The organism is Levilactobacillus suantsaiihabitans, assembly GCF_004745505.1.
Classification (GTDB): domain Bacteria; phylum Bacillota; class Bacilli; order Lactobacillales; family Lactobacillaceae; genus Levilactobacillus; species Levilactobacillus suantsaiihabitans.
In genome coordinates this window covers 1-16,767 of sequence record NZ_RKLX01000019.1, presented here as the reverse complement: position 1 = coordinate 16,767, position 16,767 = coordinate 1, and the positions used below count along the sequence as shown (strand labels likewise).

At 55.4% G+C, this 16,767-nt stretch carries 16 protein-coding genes; 14 read left to right on the top strand and 2 right to left on the bottom strand.

What is annotated here, in order from left to right; all coding sequences use genetic code 11:
* The first annotated feature begins 117 nt into the window (after nt 1–117).
* The 5 genes from EGT51_RS10150 to EGT51_RS10130 all read left to right on the top strand — a co-directional run bounded on the left by EGT51_RS10150 (nt 118) and on the right by EGT51_RS10130 (nt 5,599).
* Nucleotides 118–1,236 (top strand): ABC transporter ATP-binding protein, encoded by a 1,119-nt coding sequence (locus tag EGT51_RS10150; protein ID WP_135368595.1) that lies wholly within the window; start codon nt 118–120, stop codon nt 1,234–1,236.
* Nucleotides 1,202–2,146: a carbohydrate ABC transporter permease gene (locus tag EGT51_RS10145; protein WP_135368620.1), complete on the top strand. Its 945-nt coding sequence runs from the start codon at nt 1,202–1,204 to the stop codon at nt 2,144–2,146. The genes EGT51_RS10150 and EGT51_RS10145 overlap by 35 nt, the downstream gene beginning before the upstream one ends.
* Nucleotides 2,146–2,964, top strand: coding sequence for a carbohydrate ABC transporter permease (locus EGT51_RS10140; protein WP_135368594.1), 819 nt, complete (start codon nt 2,146–2,148; stop codon nt 2,962–2,964). The genes EGT51_RS10145 and EGT51_RS10140 overlap by 1 nt, the downstream gene beginning before the upstream one ends.
* 5 nt (nt 2,965–2,969) lie before the next feature.
* Nucleotides 2,970–4,325 carry an ABC transporter substrate-binding protein gene (locus EGT51_RS10135; RefSeq protein ID WP_404819927.1) on the top strand — a complete coding sequence of 452 codons (1,356 nt, stop codon included), beginning with the start codon at nt 2,970–2,972 and terminating at the stop codon, nt 4,323–4,325.
* Nucleotides 4,326–4,903: 578 nt separating this feature from the next.
* Nucleotides 4,904–5,599, top strand: coding sequence for a glycerophosphodiester phosphodiesterase (locus EGT51_RS10130; protein WP_135368592.1), 696 nt, complete (start codon nt 4,904–4,906; stop codon nt 5,597–5,599).
* 136 nt (nt 5,600–5,735) lie between these two features.
* On the opposite strand, the gene EGT51_RS10125 is transcribed toward EGT51_RS10130, so the two are convergent.
* The gene (locus tag EGT51_RS10125) at nt 5,736–6,287 is read right to left on the bottom strand and encodes an NADPH-dependent FMN reductase (protein WP_135368591.1); all 552 of its coding nucleotides are present in this window, start codon (nt 6,285–6,287) and stop codon (nt 5,736–5,738) included.
* Nucleotides 6,288–6,355: 68 nt separating this feature from the next.
* Between EGT51_RS10125 and EGT51_RS10120 the strand changes: the two genes are divergently transcribed.
* The 8 genes from EGT51_RS10120 to EGT51_RS10085 all read left to right on the top strand — a co-directional run bounded on the left by EGT51_RS10120 (nt 6,356) and on the right by EGT51_RS10085 (nt 13,766).
* On the top strand, nt 6,356–6,799 hold the full coding sequence (locus EGT51_RS10120) for a MarR family winged helix-turn-helix transcriptional regulator (RefSeq protein ID WP_225428716.1): 444 nt from the start codon (nt 6,356–6,358) through the stop codon (nt 6,797–6,799).
* An 80-nt stretch (nt 6,800–6,879) separates the two neighbouring features.
* Nucleotides 6,880–7,476 (top strand): PepSY domain-containing protein, encoded by a 597-nt coding sequence (locus EGT51_RS10115; protein ID WP_135368589.1) that lies wholly within the window; start codon nt 6,880–6,882, stop codon nt 7,474–7,476.
* A 639-nt stretch (nt 7,477–8,115) separates the two neighbouring features.
* Complete coding sequence (locus EGT51_RS10110; protein ID WP_135368588.1) at nt 8,116–9,069, top strand: phosphate/phosphite/phosphonate ABC transporter substrate-binding protein; 954 nt, start codon at nt 8,116–8,118, stop codon at nt 9,067–9,069.
* Between the two features lie 97 nt (nt 9,070–9,166).
* The gene (phnC, locus tag EGT51_RS10105) at nt 9,167–9,928 is read left to right on the top strand and encodes a phosphonate ABC transporter ATP-binding protein (RefSeq protein ID WP_135368587.1); all 762 of its coding nucleotides are present in this window, start codon (nt 9,167–9,169) and stop codon (nt 9,926–9,928) included.
* The gene (gene phnE, locus EGT51_RS10100) at nt 9,925–10,719 is read left to right on the top strand and encodes a phosphonate ABC transporter, permease protein PhnE (protein WP_135368586.1); all 795 of its coding nucleotides are present in this window, start codon (nt 9,925–9,927) and stop codon (nt 10,717–10,719) included. Before phnC ends, phnE (EGT51_RS10100) begins: the two co-directional genes overlap by 4 nt.
* Nucleotides 10,719–11,531, top strand: a complete 813-nt coding sequence (phnE, locus tag EGT51_RS10095) for a phosphonate ABC transporter, permease protein PhnE (protein ID WP_179951146.1) — start codon at nt 10,719–10,721, stop codon at nt 11,529–11,531. The genes phnE (EGT51_RS10100) and phnE (EGT51_RS10095) overlap by 1 nt, the downstream gene beginning before the upstream one ends.
* Before the next feature lies 1 nt (nt 11,532).
* Entirely contained in the window at nt 11,533–13,086 is a 1,554-nt protein-coding gene (locus tag EGT51_RS10090; RefSeq protein ID WP_135368585.1) for a bifunctional metallophosphatase/5'-nucleotidase, read from the top strand.
* Nucleotides 13,087–13,124: 38 nt separating this feature from the next.
* A complete protein-coding gene (locus EGT51_RS10085) occupies nt 13,125–13,766 on the top strand; it encodes a methyltransferase family protein (protein WP_135368584.1) in 642 nt (213 codons plus the stop codon).
* Nucleotides 13,767–14,129: 363 nt separating this feature from the next.
* On the opposite strand, the gene EGT51_RS10080 is transcribed toward EGT51_RS10085, so the two are convergent.
* A complete protein-coding gene (locus EGT51_RS10080) occupies nt 14,130–15,104 on the bottom strand; it encodes an alcohol dehydrogenase catalytic domain-containing protein (protein ID WP_167850191.1) in 975 nt (324 codons plus the stop codon).
* A gap of 308 nt (nt 15,105–15,412) precedes the next feature.
* Between EGT51_RS10080 and EGT51_RS10075 the strand changes: the two genes are divergently transcribed.
* Nucleotides 15,413–16,767, top strand: a 1,355-nt coding sequence (locus EGT51_RS10075; RefSeq protein WP_167850190.1) for an HAD-IC family P-type ATPase, incomplete at its 3' end; no start/stop codon positions are given.

The following is a 16,767-nucleotide window of genomic DNA, read 5'->3' as shown; positions in this document are numbered from 1 at the left end:
ACTTGCGGTTTGAAAGGGGTTCCCGGAGAACTTTACACACTATTTACAAGGACAACATCATCCCATTACGTGGGCCACGTAGACTAGTCACAGATTCATAAAAAGGGGAGTGGCAGTATGGCGATTGAATTAAATGCTTTAGGCAAAGAGTATACAGCGGGCAACTGGGTGCTGGAAAATGTCAGTGCCCACATCAACAGTGGCGAGTTCTTTGCGATTGTCGGGCCTTCCGGGTGTGGCAAGAGTACGCTACTGCGGATGATTGCCGGGTTGATTCCGATTTCTGCGGGTGAATTGAAGATCGATGACCAAGTGGCCACCAATCTCCCTCCCAAGGACCGCAAGTTGACCATGGTCTTTCAAAGTTACGCGTTGTTCCCGTTCCTATCCGTTAGCGACAACGTGGCCTTTGGCTTGAAGGCCCGGAAATTTCCGGCGGCGGAGATCAAGGAACGTGTCGACCGGGCCATTGACCTGGTCAATTTAAATGAGTTCAAGGACCGCAAGCCCCGTGACCTCTCTGGTGGGCAACGGCAACGGGTGGCCTTGGCGCGGGCGATTGCCAGTGACGTGAAGATCTGTTTGATGGACGAACCGTTATCTAACCTGGACGCGCAATTGCGGATCAAGATGCGCACCGAGTTGCGGAACCTCCAGCGGGAATTGGGCTTGACCGTGATCTATGTGACCCACGATCAGGTCGAAGCCATGACCATGGCGGATCACATCATGGTGTTGCACAACCACGCGATCCAACAGATCGGCACGCCGCTAGAAATTTACAACCAACCGGCCAACACCTTCGTGGCCAGCTTCTTTGGCACCCCGCGGATGAACCTGTTGCCGGCCCGGGTCGTCGGTGACCGGGAGCTGTTGTTAGCCGACACGCTGCGGTTAGCGGTGCCGAGTGACTTGCCGGTGGCCGATTACGTGGTCGGCTTGCGGCCCAACGCCCTGCGCGTCATGCGGGCATCAGCGGACGCGGCCAACGCCCAGGTCAAGACAGTCGAGTATTTGGGCTCGGACATCTTACTTGAGGCGCAAATGGCCGATGGCACGCCGATCGAATTGATGACGGCGGCCGAGGAAAGCTATCAGGTCGGGGACCGCTTGACCGTGGCGTTAGCTGGCAAGGCGTACGTCTTTAATCACGCTGGTCAGGCCCAATTCATCGTGGAAGGGGGCGTGCACCATGGCGGAAATGATGTCAACACCAAAGCCGCAGTCCACGCCTAAGCCCCAAGTCGCCGAGCGAGAAAAGCAACGTAGCTTCAACCTGCACGTCAACGACAAGTACTACGCGTTGGCCTTCTTGGGACCGTCTTTACTGGTCTTGGGCGTCTTCGTGTTCTACCCGATGTTGCGGACGCTGTATCTGAGCCTATTTCTAACCAATAACGTCGGCCGGCCCACGGTCTTTGTCGGCTTGAAAAATTACGTGAACCTGTTAACGTCTAGCGCCTACCAGGCCAGCCTGCAAGCCACGGCCGTCTACGTGATTGGCGTGGTGGTCTGCACCTTGGTCATCGGGTTGCTACTGGCCCAAATGGCGGTGCGCAAACTGGCCGGGATCCAGTGGTTCCGGACGATCTTCTCCGCCACCATGGGGGTCTCCGTCTCCGTTGCTGCCATCTTTTGGCTTTTCATCTTCAGTCCATCTGTGGGTCTGTTCGACCAAATCGGCAAGTTGTTGCATTTACCGCTGGTCCAATGGTTGACGACGCCCGGACCGGCGATGGTGGCTGTCATCATTTCGACGGTGTGGATGAACCTGGGCTTCACGTTTTTGATTCTGTTCGGCGCGCTACAAATGGTGCCCCAGCCGCTGTATGAGGCGTCGGCCATCGAGGGCGCATCGCCGAGGTATCAGTTCTTTCACGTGACGCTGCCCATGATCAGTCCCACGCTGTTCTTCACCTCGACCGTCACGCTGATTGGCGCGTTCAAGAGCTTCGGACTGATCGACTTAATGACGGCTGGCGGGCCCAACAACGCCACCAACCTGATGGTCTACCAGGTCTACCGGGATGCCTTTTTAAATGGTAACTACGGCCTCGCTAGCGCCGAATCGGTCATCTTGGCAGTCATCATCGCGCTGTTTACGTTACTGCAATTCAAGTTCTTAGAGAAGCGGGTGACCTACTGATGATTCAAACCAAAACTTTAAAGCCCCTGCGCTATTTGGTCCTGATTCTCTTAGCTATTGTGATTTTAGGACCGTTCATTTTGGGGTTCTGGACCAGCCTGCTACCGACCGCTGACATTGCCAAAGGGGCGCTGTGGAGCAGTCACATCTCCTTTGCCAATTACGCGGAAGCCGTCAAGCAAACGGCCATCTTGCGGTATTTGCTCAATAGTTTCGTGATTTCCACGCTAACCATGGCCGCCCAGTTGCTGTTTTGTTCGCTAGGCGCCTACGCCTTCGTATTCCTGTCCTTCAAGGGTCGCGACCTGCTGTTTTACCTGATCTTGGCCACGATGATGTTGCCCTTTGAAGCGGAAGTCATCCCCAATTTCGCCACGGTTCGGCGGCTCAACTTGCTGAACCACTACGGCGTCATGGTGATTCCATTTCTGACCTCGGCCTTTGGCATCTTCATGTTGCGTCAGGCCTTTCGCCAGATCCCACCGGAGTTAAAGGAAGCCGCGGACGTCGAGGGACTCAACCACTGGCAATTCTACTGGCGCGTGACCCTGCCGTACGCGCGCATCAGCCTGTTCACGCTGGCGGCCTACAGCTTTTTGGAAAGTTGGAACCAATACCTGTGGCCTATGCTGACCACGTTTAGCGACAAGTTCCGCCCTGTACAAGATGGGCTGCGGCAGCTGCAATCGCAAGAAACCTTCAACAACTGGGGCATGATCCAGGCCAGTGCGGTCATCGTGGTCGTGCCGACACTGATCGTCTTGTTCGTGGGACAACATTACTTCAAGAATGGGTTAAATGAGGGGGCCACGAAATGACACATTTGAAAGGACGTCAACGGCTCTTAGCACTCGGTGGGCTTTTCTTGGTCGTACTGGCCGTATTCGTGGGCTGGTCGGTCATGAGCAAGCCCGCCGCCCAGGCCCAAGGCGCCAAACGCACACGAATCGTCTTTTGGCACGAGATGACGGGGCCCGCCCAGCAACAGTTGGACACCTTCGTCAAGGACTTCAACCATTCGCAACACAAGTATGAAGTCGTGCCGGAATTCGAGGGCAACTACAACGAAGCCGTCCAAAAGATCATCAACACCCACGGCACTGACGCCTCGCCCGCGGTCTTCCAGTCGATGGACATTTCGACCAGTCAGATCCACCACACGGGCTACACCACGCCAGTTCAGAAATTCATCGATGCCGACCACTACAATGTCAATCAGATTGCGGCCGGGGCGCGGGCCTTTTACGCCAACAAGGGGACCCAGCTCTCCATGCCGTTCAACACCTCACAACCTGTGCTGTACTACAATGAAACGCTGCTGAAGAAATACCACATCACGCCACCGCCGGTCAACCCATCGTACAGCGACATCACCCGGGTCGCCACCCAGCTGATGGACCGCTCGCACAAGCAGGTGCAGGGGATGACCGTGGAAATCTACGGCTGGTTGTTTGAACAATTCATGGCCAACGCCGGCGTGTCTCTGGCCAATCACCAAGACGGTCACGCGGGCACACCCACGGCCGTCAACTTCACCAGTCCGTCGACTTTGACGACGATGAAATGGATTCAGGATAATTTGAAACGCGGCGACTTCGTCAATTACGGGGCCGGTGCCAACGCCCAAAACAACGAGACCGCCAGCTTCCTGTCCGGTCGGTTGGGGATGTTTCTACAAAGTTCCGCGTCGATCGGGCAACTGACGACCGGCAATCACGACCAACTGGGCATTACGTATTACCCTCACCCGGATGGTCAAAAGAGCAACGGGGTCGCCATTGGCGGTGCTTCGCTGTGGATCTCCAACGACAAGTCCGCGCACGTCCAGCGCGGGGCGTGGGACTTTATTAAATACTTGATGACCGCCAAGAGCCAGGCCCAGTGGCAAGTTGCCACCGGGTACTTGGCCTTGAACCAAGGCTCGCAAAAAGAGGCCGTCTTGCAGAAGCTGTACCAGAAGTTGCCGGCTACCAAGGTTCCCGGCGAACAACTACGCGCAGCCACGCCTAACGCTACGAATTCCGGGATCTTCTTACAAGGATTGATTCAGGAACGTAATTTAACCCAAACGGCCATGGAACAGATTTATAATGGGAGTGATATCAAGAAGTCCCTGGAGACGGCGGAGAAGTCCATGAACAGCTACATCCAGGGTAACAACCGTGCCAACGGGTACTGACCGGGCCTGTTGACCGGCAACGTGGTTTTGGCTGGCCGCCTTACCGTTCGCCAACTATGGGTTGGAACGCGGTGGGCGGACGGGCCGAGCCAAAGTGCGGTCTCGACGCCTCGCTTTGAGCCGCAGCCCACGTCTCAAAGACGCCAGTTTCCTAAGCGCCGTGAACCGTGCCGCTAAGGAAACTCCCACGGCTGAACCCATATTTGGCGAACTCTCGGCTACAGTGATGGTTGTCAGCAGCACGGATCAGTAGCCGTTGGGAAGCACAATTGTGCCGGAGGAGGCCAGGGGTGGAGCCAGCTGTGTCGACGGTGTTAGCTGGCGTTTTGTGCCAGGTTACAGCGTGGGGCGACTTGAGAGACTCGCGGTTTTTGCGAGGCTTTCAAGCGAACCGGAAGCCCGATTCTCAGGCTGGAGGTGTCCCCCATAGCAGGCGGAACCCCCTGGCAGCCGGAGGCGTCTGGTTTGCTAAGTTTCGCGTAGGCAACTGGTCCGCCCGCCGCGTTCCAGTCTCATCTGGGGCAGGCTGGAGGCGGGATATAGAAACAAATATTAAAAATGTAGTAGGGAGCGGTAAAATGACAGTTAAAACGTTAGTGTTTGGGCACCGGGGTTATCCGGCGAAATTTCCTGAGAACAGCTTGGCGGGTTTTGCCTACGCCTTGGATCATGGGGTCGAGGGCCTGGAATTTGATGTGCACTTGACCAAAGACCAGGTGCCGGTCATCATGCATGACGAGCGCATCGACCGGACCAGTAACGGGACCGGTCTCATCAACAGTTATACACTGGCCGAATTACGCCAGTTTCATTTGGCCGAAAACGAACCGATTCCCACGCTGGCGGAGTTTCTCACGCTGGTCGGGACGCATGACGTGCAACTGAATCTGGAATTCAAGACCGACAAGATCCAGTACCCCCACATCGAGCGCATCGTGATGGGGATGGTCAACGCCACGCCACTGAAGCATCCAGTCATCTACTCGTCGTTTCACCTGCCCACATTGAAGACTTGTCAGCAGTTCGCCCCCGACGAGGCCTACTGCTGGTTGACGGGCAAGCCGGTGGTCAATGCCGCGGCCTTCGTGGCTAGTGAGCACTTGGCGGGCCTGCACCTCAGCCATTATCAAGCCGACGTGCCGGTCGCCGAACGCATTTGGACCGTGGATGACCCAGCGCTAGCCAAGCAACTGTTTCAAGACGGCGTGGCCGGTATCTTCACGGATGATTTCGTGGCGATGACGGCGCTGCGCGATGAGGTGATGGTGGAATAAGGACTGCGACTTGCAGTGCTAGTGCATATTTATACCCAAACTAAAAAATCGGGCGCACCGGGAATCTTTCCTGATGCGTCCGATTTGGGTTGGTTACTGACTGCCGAATTGTTGGTGTTCGGAACACGACCGCTAGCTAGATTAATCGTCGCCGCAATTCCGCCCCCAGCTGACGTGCTTCGGCGGCATAAGGGGTCAGAGCCAAATCAACGTCGGTGAATTGGCCCTGATCGTCGAACCAGGATTTTTCCAGGCTGATCTGAAGGTTGTTGGTCAACAGTGGCATCTTCAAGCCGCGCACGACCAGTTGCATGCCTAATGCAGCCTGAAAGCCGCCGTGATTGCCGTAAGAGACCAAGCTGACCGGCTTGCCCTGCCACTCTTGATAGAGGGTGTCGAGGGCGTTTTTCAGTGGCGCCGGATAGCCCCAGTTGTATTGTGGGAACAGCAAAATGAAGGCGTCGTAGCCCTGGACCTGTTCACTCCAGCGCTTGGTCGAGTCTAGGGTGTACTGGTGGTCGGCGGGCATGGCGGGGTCCTTTAAAAACGGCAGGTCGATGGTGGCGAGATCGAGTAAGTCGACCGGTAAATCAGGCTGGGTCACGCGGGCCTGTAGCCATTTGGCGATGCTGGGACTGATACGACTGGGGCGGGTGGACCCGATGATTAACCCAATTTTTTTCGACATAAAATCGCTCCTTTAATTCATCCGTGCATTATGCACACATCTTAGCACCGTTCTGGTATAATGGCAATATGGATAATGAAATTTTTGAAGCACTCTTTGAGATCGTGACGTTTTTCAATCAGCCCCAACAGGACCGTAAATTACTTCAGCAAGCCAGTATTCCCTTGGAACCGGCCGCACTACCGATTATCGTGCGCGTCGGCCGCCAACCGGAAATCAGTATTGGCGAGCTGGCTGACCAGATTGGCCGCAACCATTCGTCCATCAGTCGGCAGGTCGATAAGCTAGTCGCAGCAGGATGGCTCGTGGAGGTCGAGCGGCGTGACCAGCGGATTCGGCAAGTGGCTTTGAGTCCCCAGGGCCAGCGGGCGTTGTTACAGATCAAGGTGGCCCGCGAGGCCGCGATTCGGCAGAAATTGGCGAACTATTCCAACGCGGATCGCACGGAACTGTTGCAGGTCTTACAGCAGCTGGCGGCTACGTTGACCGGTCCCAGCGACTACCACGAATGAGCGACCTGATTGCTGCGGGTCGTGGGTGTTTGGTACACTAAGGATAAGAGAGAAAGCCAGACAAACTGGAGGACGAGTGTATGCGCAAATTCAGTTGGGTATTGGTGGCCAGTTCACTGTTGCTGGTGGGCTGTGCCAATCAACAGACGCAATCGAAGTCAAGCAGTGCCAGTCAGACCACGTCGCAATCAGCGTCGCAGTCAACGACCCCGTCGCCGCGGCAGATCAAGGTGAGCATGAATGCGGCGGTCAAGCAGTTCCACCAGCGTTTTGGCGGCAAGGTGGCCGTGACCGAGTTGGCGTTGGAGACCGAAAATCAGCGCTACCAGTATGAAATCAGCGGTGTGGACCAGCACAAGGAATACGAGCTGACGGTTGATGCGCGCACTGGCAAGACCAGCCGCGCCCAACAAGAAAATCTAGATGCCGATGAGGCCAATGGGGTTGCCCAACGAGACGCGTTGCCGTTGACCAAGGTCAAGTCCCGGGCCAGCGTTTCGCAGATTGCCCAAAAGCAGGTCGGTGGCGGTACGGCCATTGCCTGGTCGTTGGACCGCGATCACGGCACGACCGAGTGGGAGGTCAAGGTCCGCAAAGACCAGACTCACCATGAGGTACGGATCAATGCGCTGACAGGCAAGGTCTTGGGCCAAGAGACCGATGACGACGATGATTAGGCCCAGCATGCGTTAGACCAGTAGAATTTTAGTGCAAAAAAAATTAACCTCATTGAATCGAACTGGGATTTAGTCTGATTCAATAAGGTTAATTATTCAATTGGGGACAGACAGTGTTAAGGCATTTTCCGGGTACCTTAACCGCTGTTACCAAAAAAGCTTTAGTTTGTCGTTAGTTTGTTAAGCAATTGTTTACGACATATTTACTATAACAGAGAAATCAAGGCTTGCGGGCGAATTTGGCGATTTGTAATATTACAATTTTACCGCAACGTTTTAATGGTGTGACAGCTAGTAAACGTTTTAGTGGCTATCCTTGAAAATTCAGCAGAGAAACGAATACTTATTCACTAAAAATAAATGGTGATTGGAAGTGCGCGAAAAAATTTCGGGCGCTTTTTTTGCGGTCGATTTTTCCTGAAAACTGGGAGTCGTTATAAATATTTTGATAACGGTGATCAGAAAAAGAAAATTTAATGTTCAGGTTTCTCGTTTTACCGATTGAAATAAGCGCGTTTTCCTAATTATAAAAATACTAATAGCGAACTAATAAATAATTTATTCTTGATAAGTTCGTATTTTCTGGTAAACTTGAAATTGCTAAAGGGAATTCAATTACATACTTGAGGAGTGAATGTCATGCATTTGAAGGGCAAGGGCAAATTACTCTTGATCGCTGCCGCATTATTATTGTTACCGGCCGGACTGGCCGCTTGTGGTAAGTCATCGAGTAGTAGCGCGGGGGCCGGCAACAAGGCGTATACCCCGAAGAAGTTGACGGTCGAATTCGTGCCGTCGTCTAATGCGGGGACCATCGAAGCCAAAGCCAAGCCACTGGAAGGCCTGTTGAAGAAGGAACTGGGGATTCCGGTGACGGTCAGCGTTTCCACCGACTACAACACCATCGTGGAAGCCATGGGCTCCAAGAAAGTCGACGTGGGTTTTCTGCCGCCTGACGCCTATGTCTTGGCGCACAAGCAATACGGGGACAAGGTCTTACTCCAAGCCCAACGTTACGGCGTGTCGGAACCAGATGATAAGACGACCAAGAAATTAGTCAACTACTACCGGTCACAAATTCTGGTTCGCAAAGATAGTGGCATCAAGTCCATCAAGGATCTGAAGGGCAAGAAGATTGCCGTTCAAGATACCACATCGACCGCCGGCTGGATCTACCCGGCCGTAGAAATGTTGAAGCACGGCGTTAACATCAACAAGTCCGGCATTCAAACCGTCACGGTTAAGGGTCACGACCAAGGGGTGCTGTCGGTCTACAACAAAAACACCGACGCCGCCTTCGTCTTCCAAGGCGCCCGGAAGCTGGTCATGAATGACGAAAAAGACGTGATGAGCAAGGTCGTACCGATCTACACCACGGCTAAGATTCCGAACGATACCATCACGGTGCGCGGCGATATGAGCAGCAAATGGCAAAAGAAGATTGCCACGGCCTTTAAGAACATCGCCAAGACCAAGAAGGGCCACGCCATCATTTCCAGCGTTTACTCGCACGAAGGTTACGTGGACTCTAAGGACAGCAACTTCGACATCATTCGGCAATACGATAAGCAGGCCAAGCAATTGGACAAGTAATGCCCAAGCCACCATTTAGTTGAATACACGTCAAAATCAAAAAGTAGTGGGGAAGCGCGTTTGAGCACCTTGCTACTTTTTTACGGGGGAACCAACCATGACACAAGCACCAATTATTTCGTTTAAAGGCGTCAATAAAATTTATAGTAACGGGACGGTCGGCCTCAAGGATATTAGTTTTGACATTCCGCGCGGCCAATTTCTGGTCGTCGTTGGGCTATCCGGCGCCGGCAAGAGTACGTTACTGCGCACCATCAATCGGATGCACGAGATCACTTCTGGTGAGATCACGATTGAAGAAGAACCCATCAACGATTACAAGGGCCAGTCGCTGCGGTTATTGCGGCGCAAAATTGGTATGATCTTTCAAGGCTTCAACCTGATCAACCGTTCCAGCGTCGAGCGCAACGTGTTGTCTGGCCGGGTCAGTTACTACCCGACCTGGAAGACCCTCTGTGGCCTCTTCAGCAAGGCCGACCGGGAAATGGCGGTGCGGTCCTTACAACGGGTCAACCTAGCGGACAAGTTGTATACCCGCGCCGACGAATTGTCCGGGGGCCAACAACAGCGAGTTGCCATCGCCCGAACGCTAATGCAAGACCCCAAGATCATCTTGGCAGATGAGCCGGTGGCGTCGCTAGACCCCTTGACCACGGCGACCGTGATGGACACGCTTCAACGCTTGAACCGCGAGGACGGTATCACGGTCATCGTCAATTTGCACTCGGTCGCTCTGGCGCGCAAGTACGCCGATCGCATCATCGGGTTGCGGGCCGGCCAATTGGTGTACGACCAACCAATTGCCGCGGTCACTGAAGCTGACTTGAACAAAATTTACGCGGAGGGGGCAGAGGCATGACCTATCCAGAGATTCCCCGGCGTTCCTGGGTCCAGCGCTGGCACGTCAAGGGGATTGGCGGCACGGTGGTGTTGCTGGTTTTACTAGTGGCCTCATCGCAAATGACCGGCGTTGATGTGGGGATGTTCTTCAGTAATTTTGGCCAGTTCATGAATCTACTGGTCCGCATGTCTCATCCAGCCTGGGATTACACGACAGTCATCATTCAGCCGCTCTTAGAAACCATTCAGATGGCGATTCTGGGGACCACGATTGGGGCGGCGTTTGCCATCCCCTTTGCGGTGCTCAGCGCCAGCAACCTGATCCACAGTCGGCTCTTGCGCAATGTCACGCGGCTGTTCCTCGACTTGGTGCGGACCTTGCCCGATTTGTTATTGGCAGCGATTTTCGTGGCCATCTTCGGGATTGGGTCCACCGCCGGGGTCGTCACGTTGGCCATTTTCTCCTTTGGGATGGTGTCCAAGCTTTTCTACGAAGTGATTGAGACTATCGACATGGGGCCGTTGGAAGCCCTGGAATCGGTCGGGGCGTCCAAGGTGACAATCATTTGGTACGCCGTGTTGCCACAGATCTTGAATCAATTTATCAGCTACTTTCTCTACACGCTGGAAATCAACGTGCGGGCCTCGACCGTCCTGGGGTACCTGGGTGCCGGCGGGATCGGGGTATTCTTACAACGGTCACTCAACGAATTCAATTACAGCCAAACGGCCGTGATCATCTTGGCCACCCTCGTCGTGGTGCTGGTGATTGACGGCATCAGCAATCACTTAAGGAGGGTCCTGCTCTGATGACAACAACGACAGTAATGACCAAGCCCCATCGCACCATTTGGCAGCGCTGGAATTGGCTCTTGTGGGTCGTGGTGATTGGTGCGCTGTACTATTGGACGATCAACGGCCTCAAATTCACCGGACTACAGGAATCGGCCGGTGCCGTGTCGCGGTCCATTGTGGATGGCTTGGTCCATCCCCAGTGGTCCTACGTGTATGACGGCAGTGGTGAAGACCTGGTCTCGTTGATCTTACAAACGTTGGCCATCGCCTTTTTGGGAACCATCGTGTCAGCCGTCATCAGCGTGCCCTTCGCCTTTTGGGCCGCGCGGGGGACGCACGAACGGTTCTTCTTGCGCTCCGGTAGTGGCAAGGTGGTCTTGACGCTGATTCGGACCTTTCCGGAAATCGTGTTGGCCATCATGTTCATCAAGGCCGTGGGACCGGGTTCTTACGCCGGGGTACTTGCCGTCAGCATCCACTCCATTGGGATGTTGGGCAAGCTCTTTAGTGAAGCGATTGAAAATATGGACCGGGGTTCCGAGGAGGCCATCACCAGCGCTGGGGGCCGATCCGGCCAGGTCTTTGCCTTGGCCACGGTGCCAACGATCATGCCCGAATTCTTCTCGTACACCTTGTATCGGTTTGAAATTGCCGTGCGTTCCGCCTCCATTCTGGGGATGGTTGGTGCCGGGGGGATCGGGACGCCGATGATCTTTGCGATTCAGACGCGAAACTGGCCGAAAGTCGGCATCATCTTGCTCGGCATCGTGATCATGGTGTTACTGATCGATTCATTGTCCGAACAGTTACGGAAGAGGTTGATCTAAGATGAAATTAACCATTTTATCGACCAGTGACGTGCACGGCTACGTGTACCCGACCAGCTACCGAACGGCGACCGACCAGCAAGCGTACGGCTGGTTGAAGGCGGCCAGTGTGATTCGCGCGGTCAAGGCCGCGGCGGGTCCCGACGAGAGTGTGGTCACGATTGAAAATGGCGACTGGATTCAAGGGTCGCCGTTTGCCAGTTATTTGGCCCAACGACCGGCCGCAGACCAGGCGTTGTTCACGCGGCTCACGCGAGAATTGGGCGTGGATGCGGGCGTGCTGGGCAATCATGAATTTAATTATGGCTTGGACTACATCCGCCACTGTGAGGCCCAACGCAACTACCCCTTGTTAGGCGCCAATATCGCTGGCGGTCAGGCGCAGGGCATCGTGGACGCACCGTTTGTCATTTTGCATCGGCAAGGGGTGAAGATCGCCATTCTGGGGCTGACCACCGCCTACGTGCCGGTGTGGGAACGTGCCGACCACCTTGCCGGGCTACAGTTTGCGTCGGCATTAAAGACGGCGCAACACTGGGTCCCGCAACTGCGGCAACAGGCCGACGTGGTTATCGTGGCCTATCACGGCGGCTTTGAGGCCGACCTGACCACGGGAACGCCGACCGAACGAGTGACCGGCGAAAACGAGGGCTATCAGCTGTTGACGCAGGTGCCGGGCATTGACGCCTTGGTGACCGGCCACCAGCATCGGCAAATTGCGGGGGTGTATCAGGGCGTCGCCACGACGCAACCGGGCGAAAAGGGCGTGGCCGTGGGCGCCATCACCCTGGAACTCGATGCCAACCATCATGTCGTCGACCGGTCTGCGCGTTTGTTGCCCACGGCGGAGGCGGCGCCAGCGGCTGACTTAGCGCAACAGACGGCCGCCGTGCAGCAGCGCGTCGAACGCTGGCTGGACCAACCGGTGGGCCAGTTGACGGGCGCTTCACTAGAAGTGACCGATCCCATGGCGGCACGACTGCACGGTCACCCGTATCTTCAGTTGATCAATCAGATCGAAATGGCGGCGGGGCAGACCGACATTGCGGCTACGGCTTTGTTCAATGACGACGTTCGCGGGTTTGCCCGCCAGGTCTCGTTGCGCCAATTACTGAACAGCTACCCGTATCCCAACACCTTGGTAGTCGAGCGGCTCAGTGGTGCGGATCTGCGCGCGGCTTTGGAGCGATGTGCCAGTTTCTTCACCCTAGTCGAGGGGACGGTGCAGGTGGCGCCGGCCTTCACCACGCCGAAATTAGCGCTCTACAATTATGATATTTATAGCGGCATCGATTATCAGTTTGACCTGACCCAACCGGTCGGCCAGCGTGTGACCCAACTCGAGTATCACGGCCAACCGATTCAACCAGACCAATGTTTAGACGTGGCCATGAACCAGTACCGTGGCAACGGTGGCGGCGATTACCCGATGTTTACGCCGGCCAAGGTCATTCGTGAGGTCAACACGGATATGGCCGAGGTTATTCGCCAGTATTTCGCCGCGCATCCGGTGGTGACGGGCCAGCCGCAGACCAACTTTACGGTGACCACCTAACGGGTGTATGCTGGGTGAAAAACAAGGGATGATGATTGATGTATGGCTTGAAACACTCCGCCAACGGGGCCAAGGTGACGATTCTAGTGGCCCAGTGTGTGTACCTGATGGTGAGTGGCTATTGGCTCGCCACTGGTGGGCAATCGGCGGTACTCACCTGGACGCTAGCCGGGTGCCTCGCGATTATTTTCGTGCGCCTCAACGCGATGATGTTTATTTGGTTGCCGCGGGGCATCGGCTGGCCCGAAGCCTTGGGCAACAGCCTGGCCTTTGCGCTCTACTACTTGGGGTTTCCACTATTGTTGCTGCACGGGGGTCGCTTTAGCCTCTGGGCCTACATCTTGGGCTTGCTCTGTTTTGTGGCCGGTAGCGTGATCAATACCACGGCCGAACTCTTGCGCAAGCCGTTCAAGGCCGATCCACAAAACGCCGGCAAGCTGTATCGCGGCGGCCTGTTCAAATACGCCATCCACATCAATTACTTCGGCGACGTGCTCTGGGTTCTGGGGTGTGCATTATTGACCGGAAATCTGTACGCCCTGCTCATCCCGCTGATGTTACTGGCACTATTTGTTTTCTCCTACATTCCCACGGCGGATAAGTATCTCGCCAGCAAGTACGGCGCAGACTTTGCGGCCTATCAACGCGAGACCAAGGAACTGATTCCGTTCGTGTGGTAGCTTTTTAACGACAAGAAAAAGGTCGAGACGATGGGGTCTCGGCCTTTGGTGTATCTGGTTTTGTTTGAGGTGACTAGAGGTTGAAAGGTGGGAGTTGTTGTCGACTTTCGGGGATAACAGGGTCTTGTTCACTAGAATTGATGAAACCGGGAGCCTGCGTCAGCCAGGATTGATAGCTATCAAGAACACTGTGTTGGCTGAAAGCCCGTAGACAACTGGCGTCTTTGAGACGCGACCTTCGGCTCAAAGCGAGGCCGAGACCGCTTCTCAGGCTCGGTCCGGTCCGCCCACCGCGTTCCAACCCATATTTGGCGAACGGTAAGGCGGCCAGTCCCGACCATGTAGCAGCAATCCGGCTAACCGTTAGTCCACCTTAACCACGAGCTTGCCCAGGTTGTCACCGCGCTGGAGGATGTTCAACCCCTCGGCCGCGTCGTCAAACGGCAGAATCCGGTCGATGACGGGGTCGAACTCGCCGGTGGCCAGCTTTTGGCCCACGACGCCGGCCATGAAGCCCAGGTCGGCGATTTCCGTGGGATTGTTGGAGCCGTAAACGCCACCGAGAGCGGAGCGCACCAGACCCAGTGCCTTACTGTCGAGGTCCAGATGCGCCGGCATGCCGTCGCCAATGGCGATGATCTGGCCGTTGTAGGCCATGCGCTCAACGTCGGCCGCTAGCTCTTCGCCGCCGATCGTGTTCAGACTCAGGCCGACGCCCAAGCCATCCGTGGCGGCCATGACGGCGGCGGTCACGTCTTCTTGGTGGTAGTCGATGATGGTATCCGCACCGACGCGCTCGACCAAGGGCCGTTTGCGCGCCGAGGTCGTGGCAATCGTCGGCAGGTTCAGGTCGTGAGCAAATTGTAGTGCGGCCAAGCCCACAGCCCCGCCGCCCGCGTGGATCAAGACGGTCGGTACCTCGGACAAATTGGCCTTGCGGTACAGCGCCTGGTAGGCGGTCAAAGTGCCACAGAGGCTGGCGGCCGCTTGTTCGAAGCTGACGTTGCTGGGAATTGGCGCCAGACTCAATGCCGTGGTAACGGTAAATTCGGCCAGACTGCCGGCGCGGCGCAGGTCACCGTGATACATAACGCGGTCACCGACTGACCAATTGGTGACATTGGCGCCGACCGCGACGATTTCGCCGGCACAATCCATGCCGACGACGCGGGGAGTGGTGTTACTGCCGGCGATGACTTTATAATCAGCGGGGTTCAGGCCCACGGCGCGTACGTAGACCTTGACCTCGGTGTCACCCGGTGTGGGTTCCGCGACGTCGGTCAGTTTCAGGTCAGCCAGGGTGTGGGGCGCAGGTCCCGTAATGGTCCAAGCTTTCATGTTGATCATCCTTCTTTGTTGGTGGATTAAATACAGAAATTAAAAACTAGAGTCGTCATTGATTATAGTAAACGATGGGGGCCATAAAGGAAAACATTTCGTTTGATTGTAACCGTTAGCCATTTACCCTATTATTAAAATTGTGTTGCAATCGACTCTAATGAGATGCAATCCCGGTGAAAACTTGGTAAAATAAATTAACGAAAAATGAGATTTGGAGGTGGACGTCTTGCACCAACCGTATGCTGCATTTCCCATACCTGACCGCTAATAGACATTTTCACAGATAGAAAGGAAGTTTTATTTACATGGCACAAGACCCTAAGACAACCGTTACCCCAACTGAAGCAGAGACCACTGACCCTGGACCCAGCCAGCAGACGCCGTTATGGCAGCGCTCGACTGAGTCCTTACTTGTCGATTTTGCCACCAATGCAGACGAGGGCTTGACCACGGCCGAGGCGAAAAAACGCCTACAGGCCAATGGCCCCAACGAGTTGACCGCCAAGAAACAGTCAAACCTGTTGCGTTTCTTGAAGCAGTTCAACAACTCCATCATCTACATTTTGGCGGCCGCAGCGCTGATGACCTTCTTTATGCATCACTATTCCGATTCCATTGTTATCGGGCTGGTGATCGTCGCCAACGCCTTCATTGGTTATTTCCAGGAACGGTCGGCGGATAACGCGCTGGACCGCATCAAGGCGCTATTGGTATCCGAAGCCGTCGTGTATCGCGATGGCCAGAAGGTGACCCTGCCTGCCCGCGAACTGGTGACCGGCGACATCGTACAGTTGGAAGCCGGGGATACCGTCCCCGCTGACCTGCGGCTGATCGACGCGGATAACTTAAAAATCCAAGAGTCAGCCTTGACCGGGGAAACCGATTCGGTTGAAAAGGGTGAGGACCCACTGGCGGTGGCCGAATTGCCGCTAGCCGAACGGTCCAACCAAGCCTTTGCTTCAACGGCGGTCACTAACGGTTCCGGCCGTGGGATCGTGACGGTGACTGGGGCGCAAACAGAAATTGGGCACATCCAACAGAACGTCGCGGAGGTCAAACAACAGACGACGCCGCTGATGAAGAACTTGAACAGCTTAGGCCTGGGCCTGTCCGTGGCCATCTTGATTGCTGCGGTCTTGCTGTTTGCCCTGGGGATGTGGACCCACGTTTACAGTTTGCCAACGCTGCTGATCGCCGTTATTACCATGGTCGTGGGTTCGATGCCAGAAGGGTTGCCGGCCAGCACGTCGGTGGTCTTGGCCATGGGGACGCAGGCGATGACCAAGCAAAACGTCATCGTCAAGACCTTGCCCGCGGTGGAAACGCTGGGGGCCGTGGATATCGTCAACACCGATAAGACCGGGACCTTGACGAAAAACGAAATGACCGTGACTGACATTTTAACGCCGCAAGACACCTACACCGTGTCGGGCGTGGGTTACGATGCCGACGGTCAGGTCCAAAACGATGCGGGCCAAGCCGTTGACTGGCAAAAAGACGCGGACCTCGAATGGCTGGTCCAGATTGCTGGGCAGACCTCCGACGCCGAATTCCATGAGGAAGATGGCCAATGGGTCCTGACCGGGGAACCGACCGACGGGGCGTTAACGGCTCTGTACCACAAGCTGGTGGGCGCCGACCCGGATCCGCAAGAAATTGA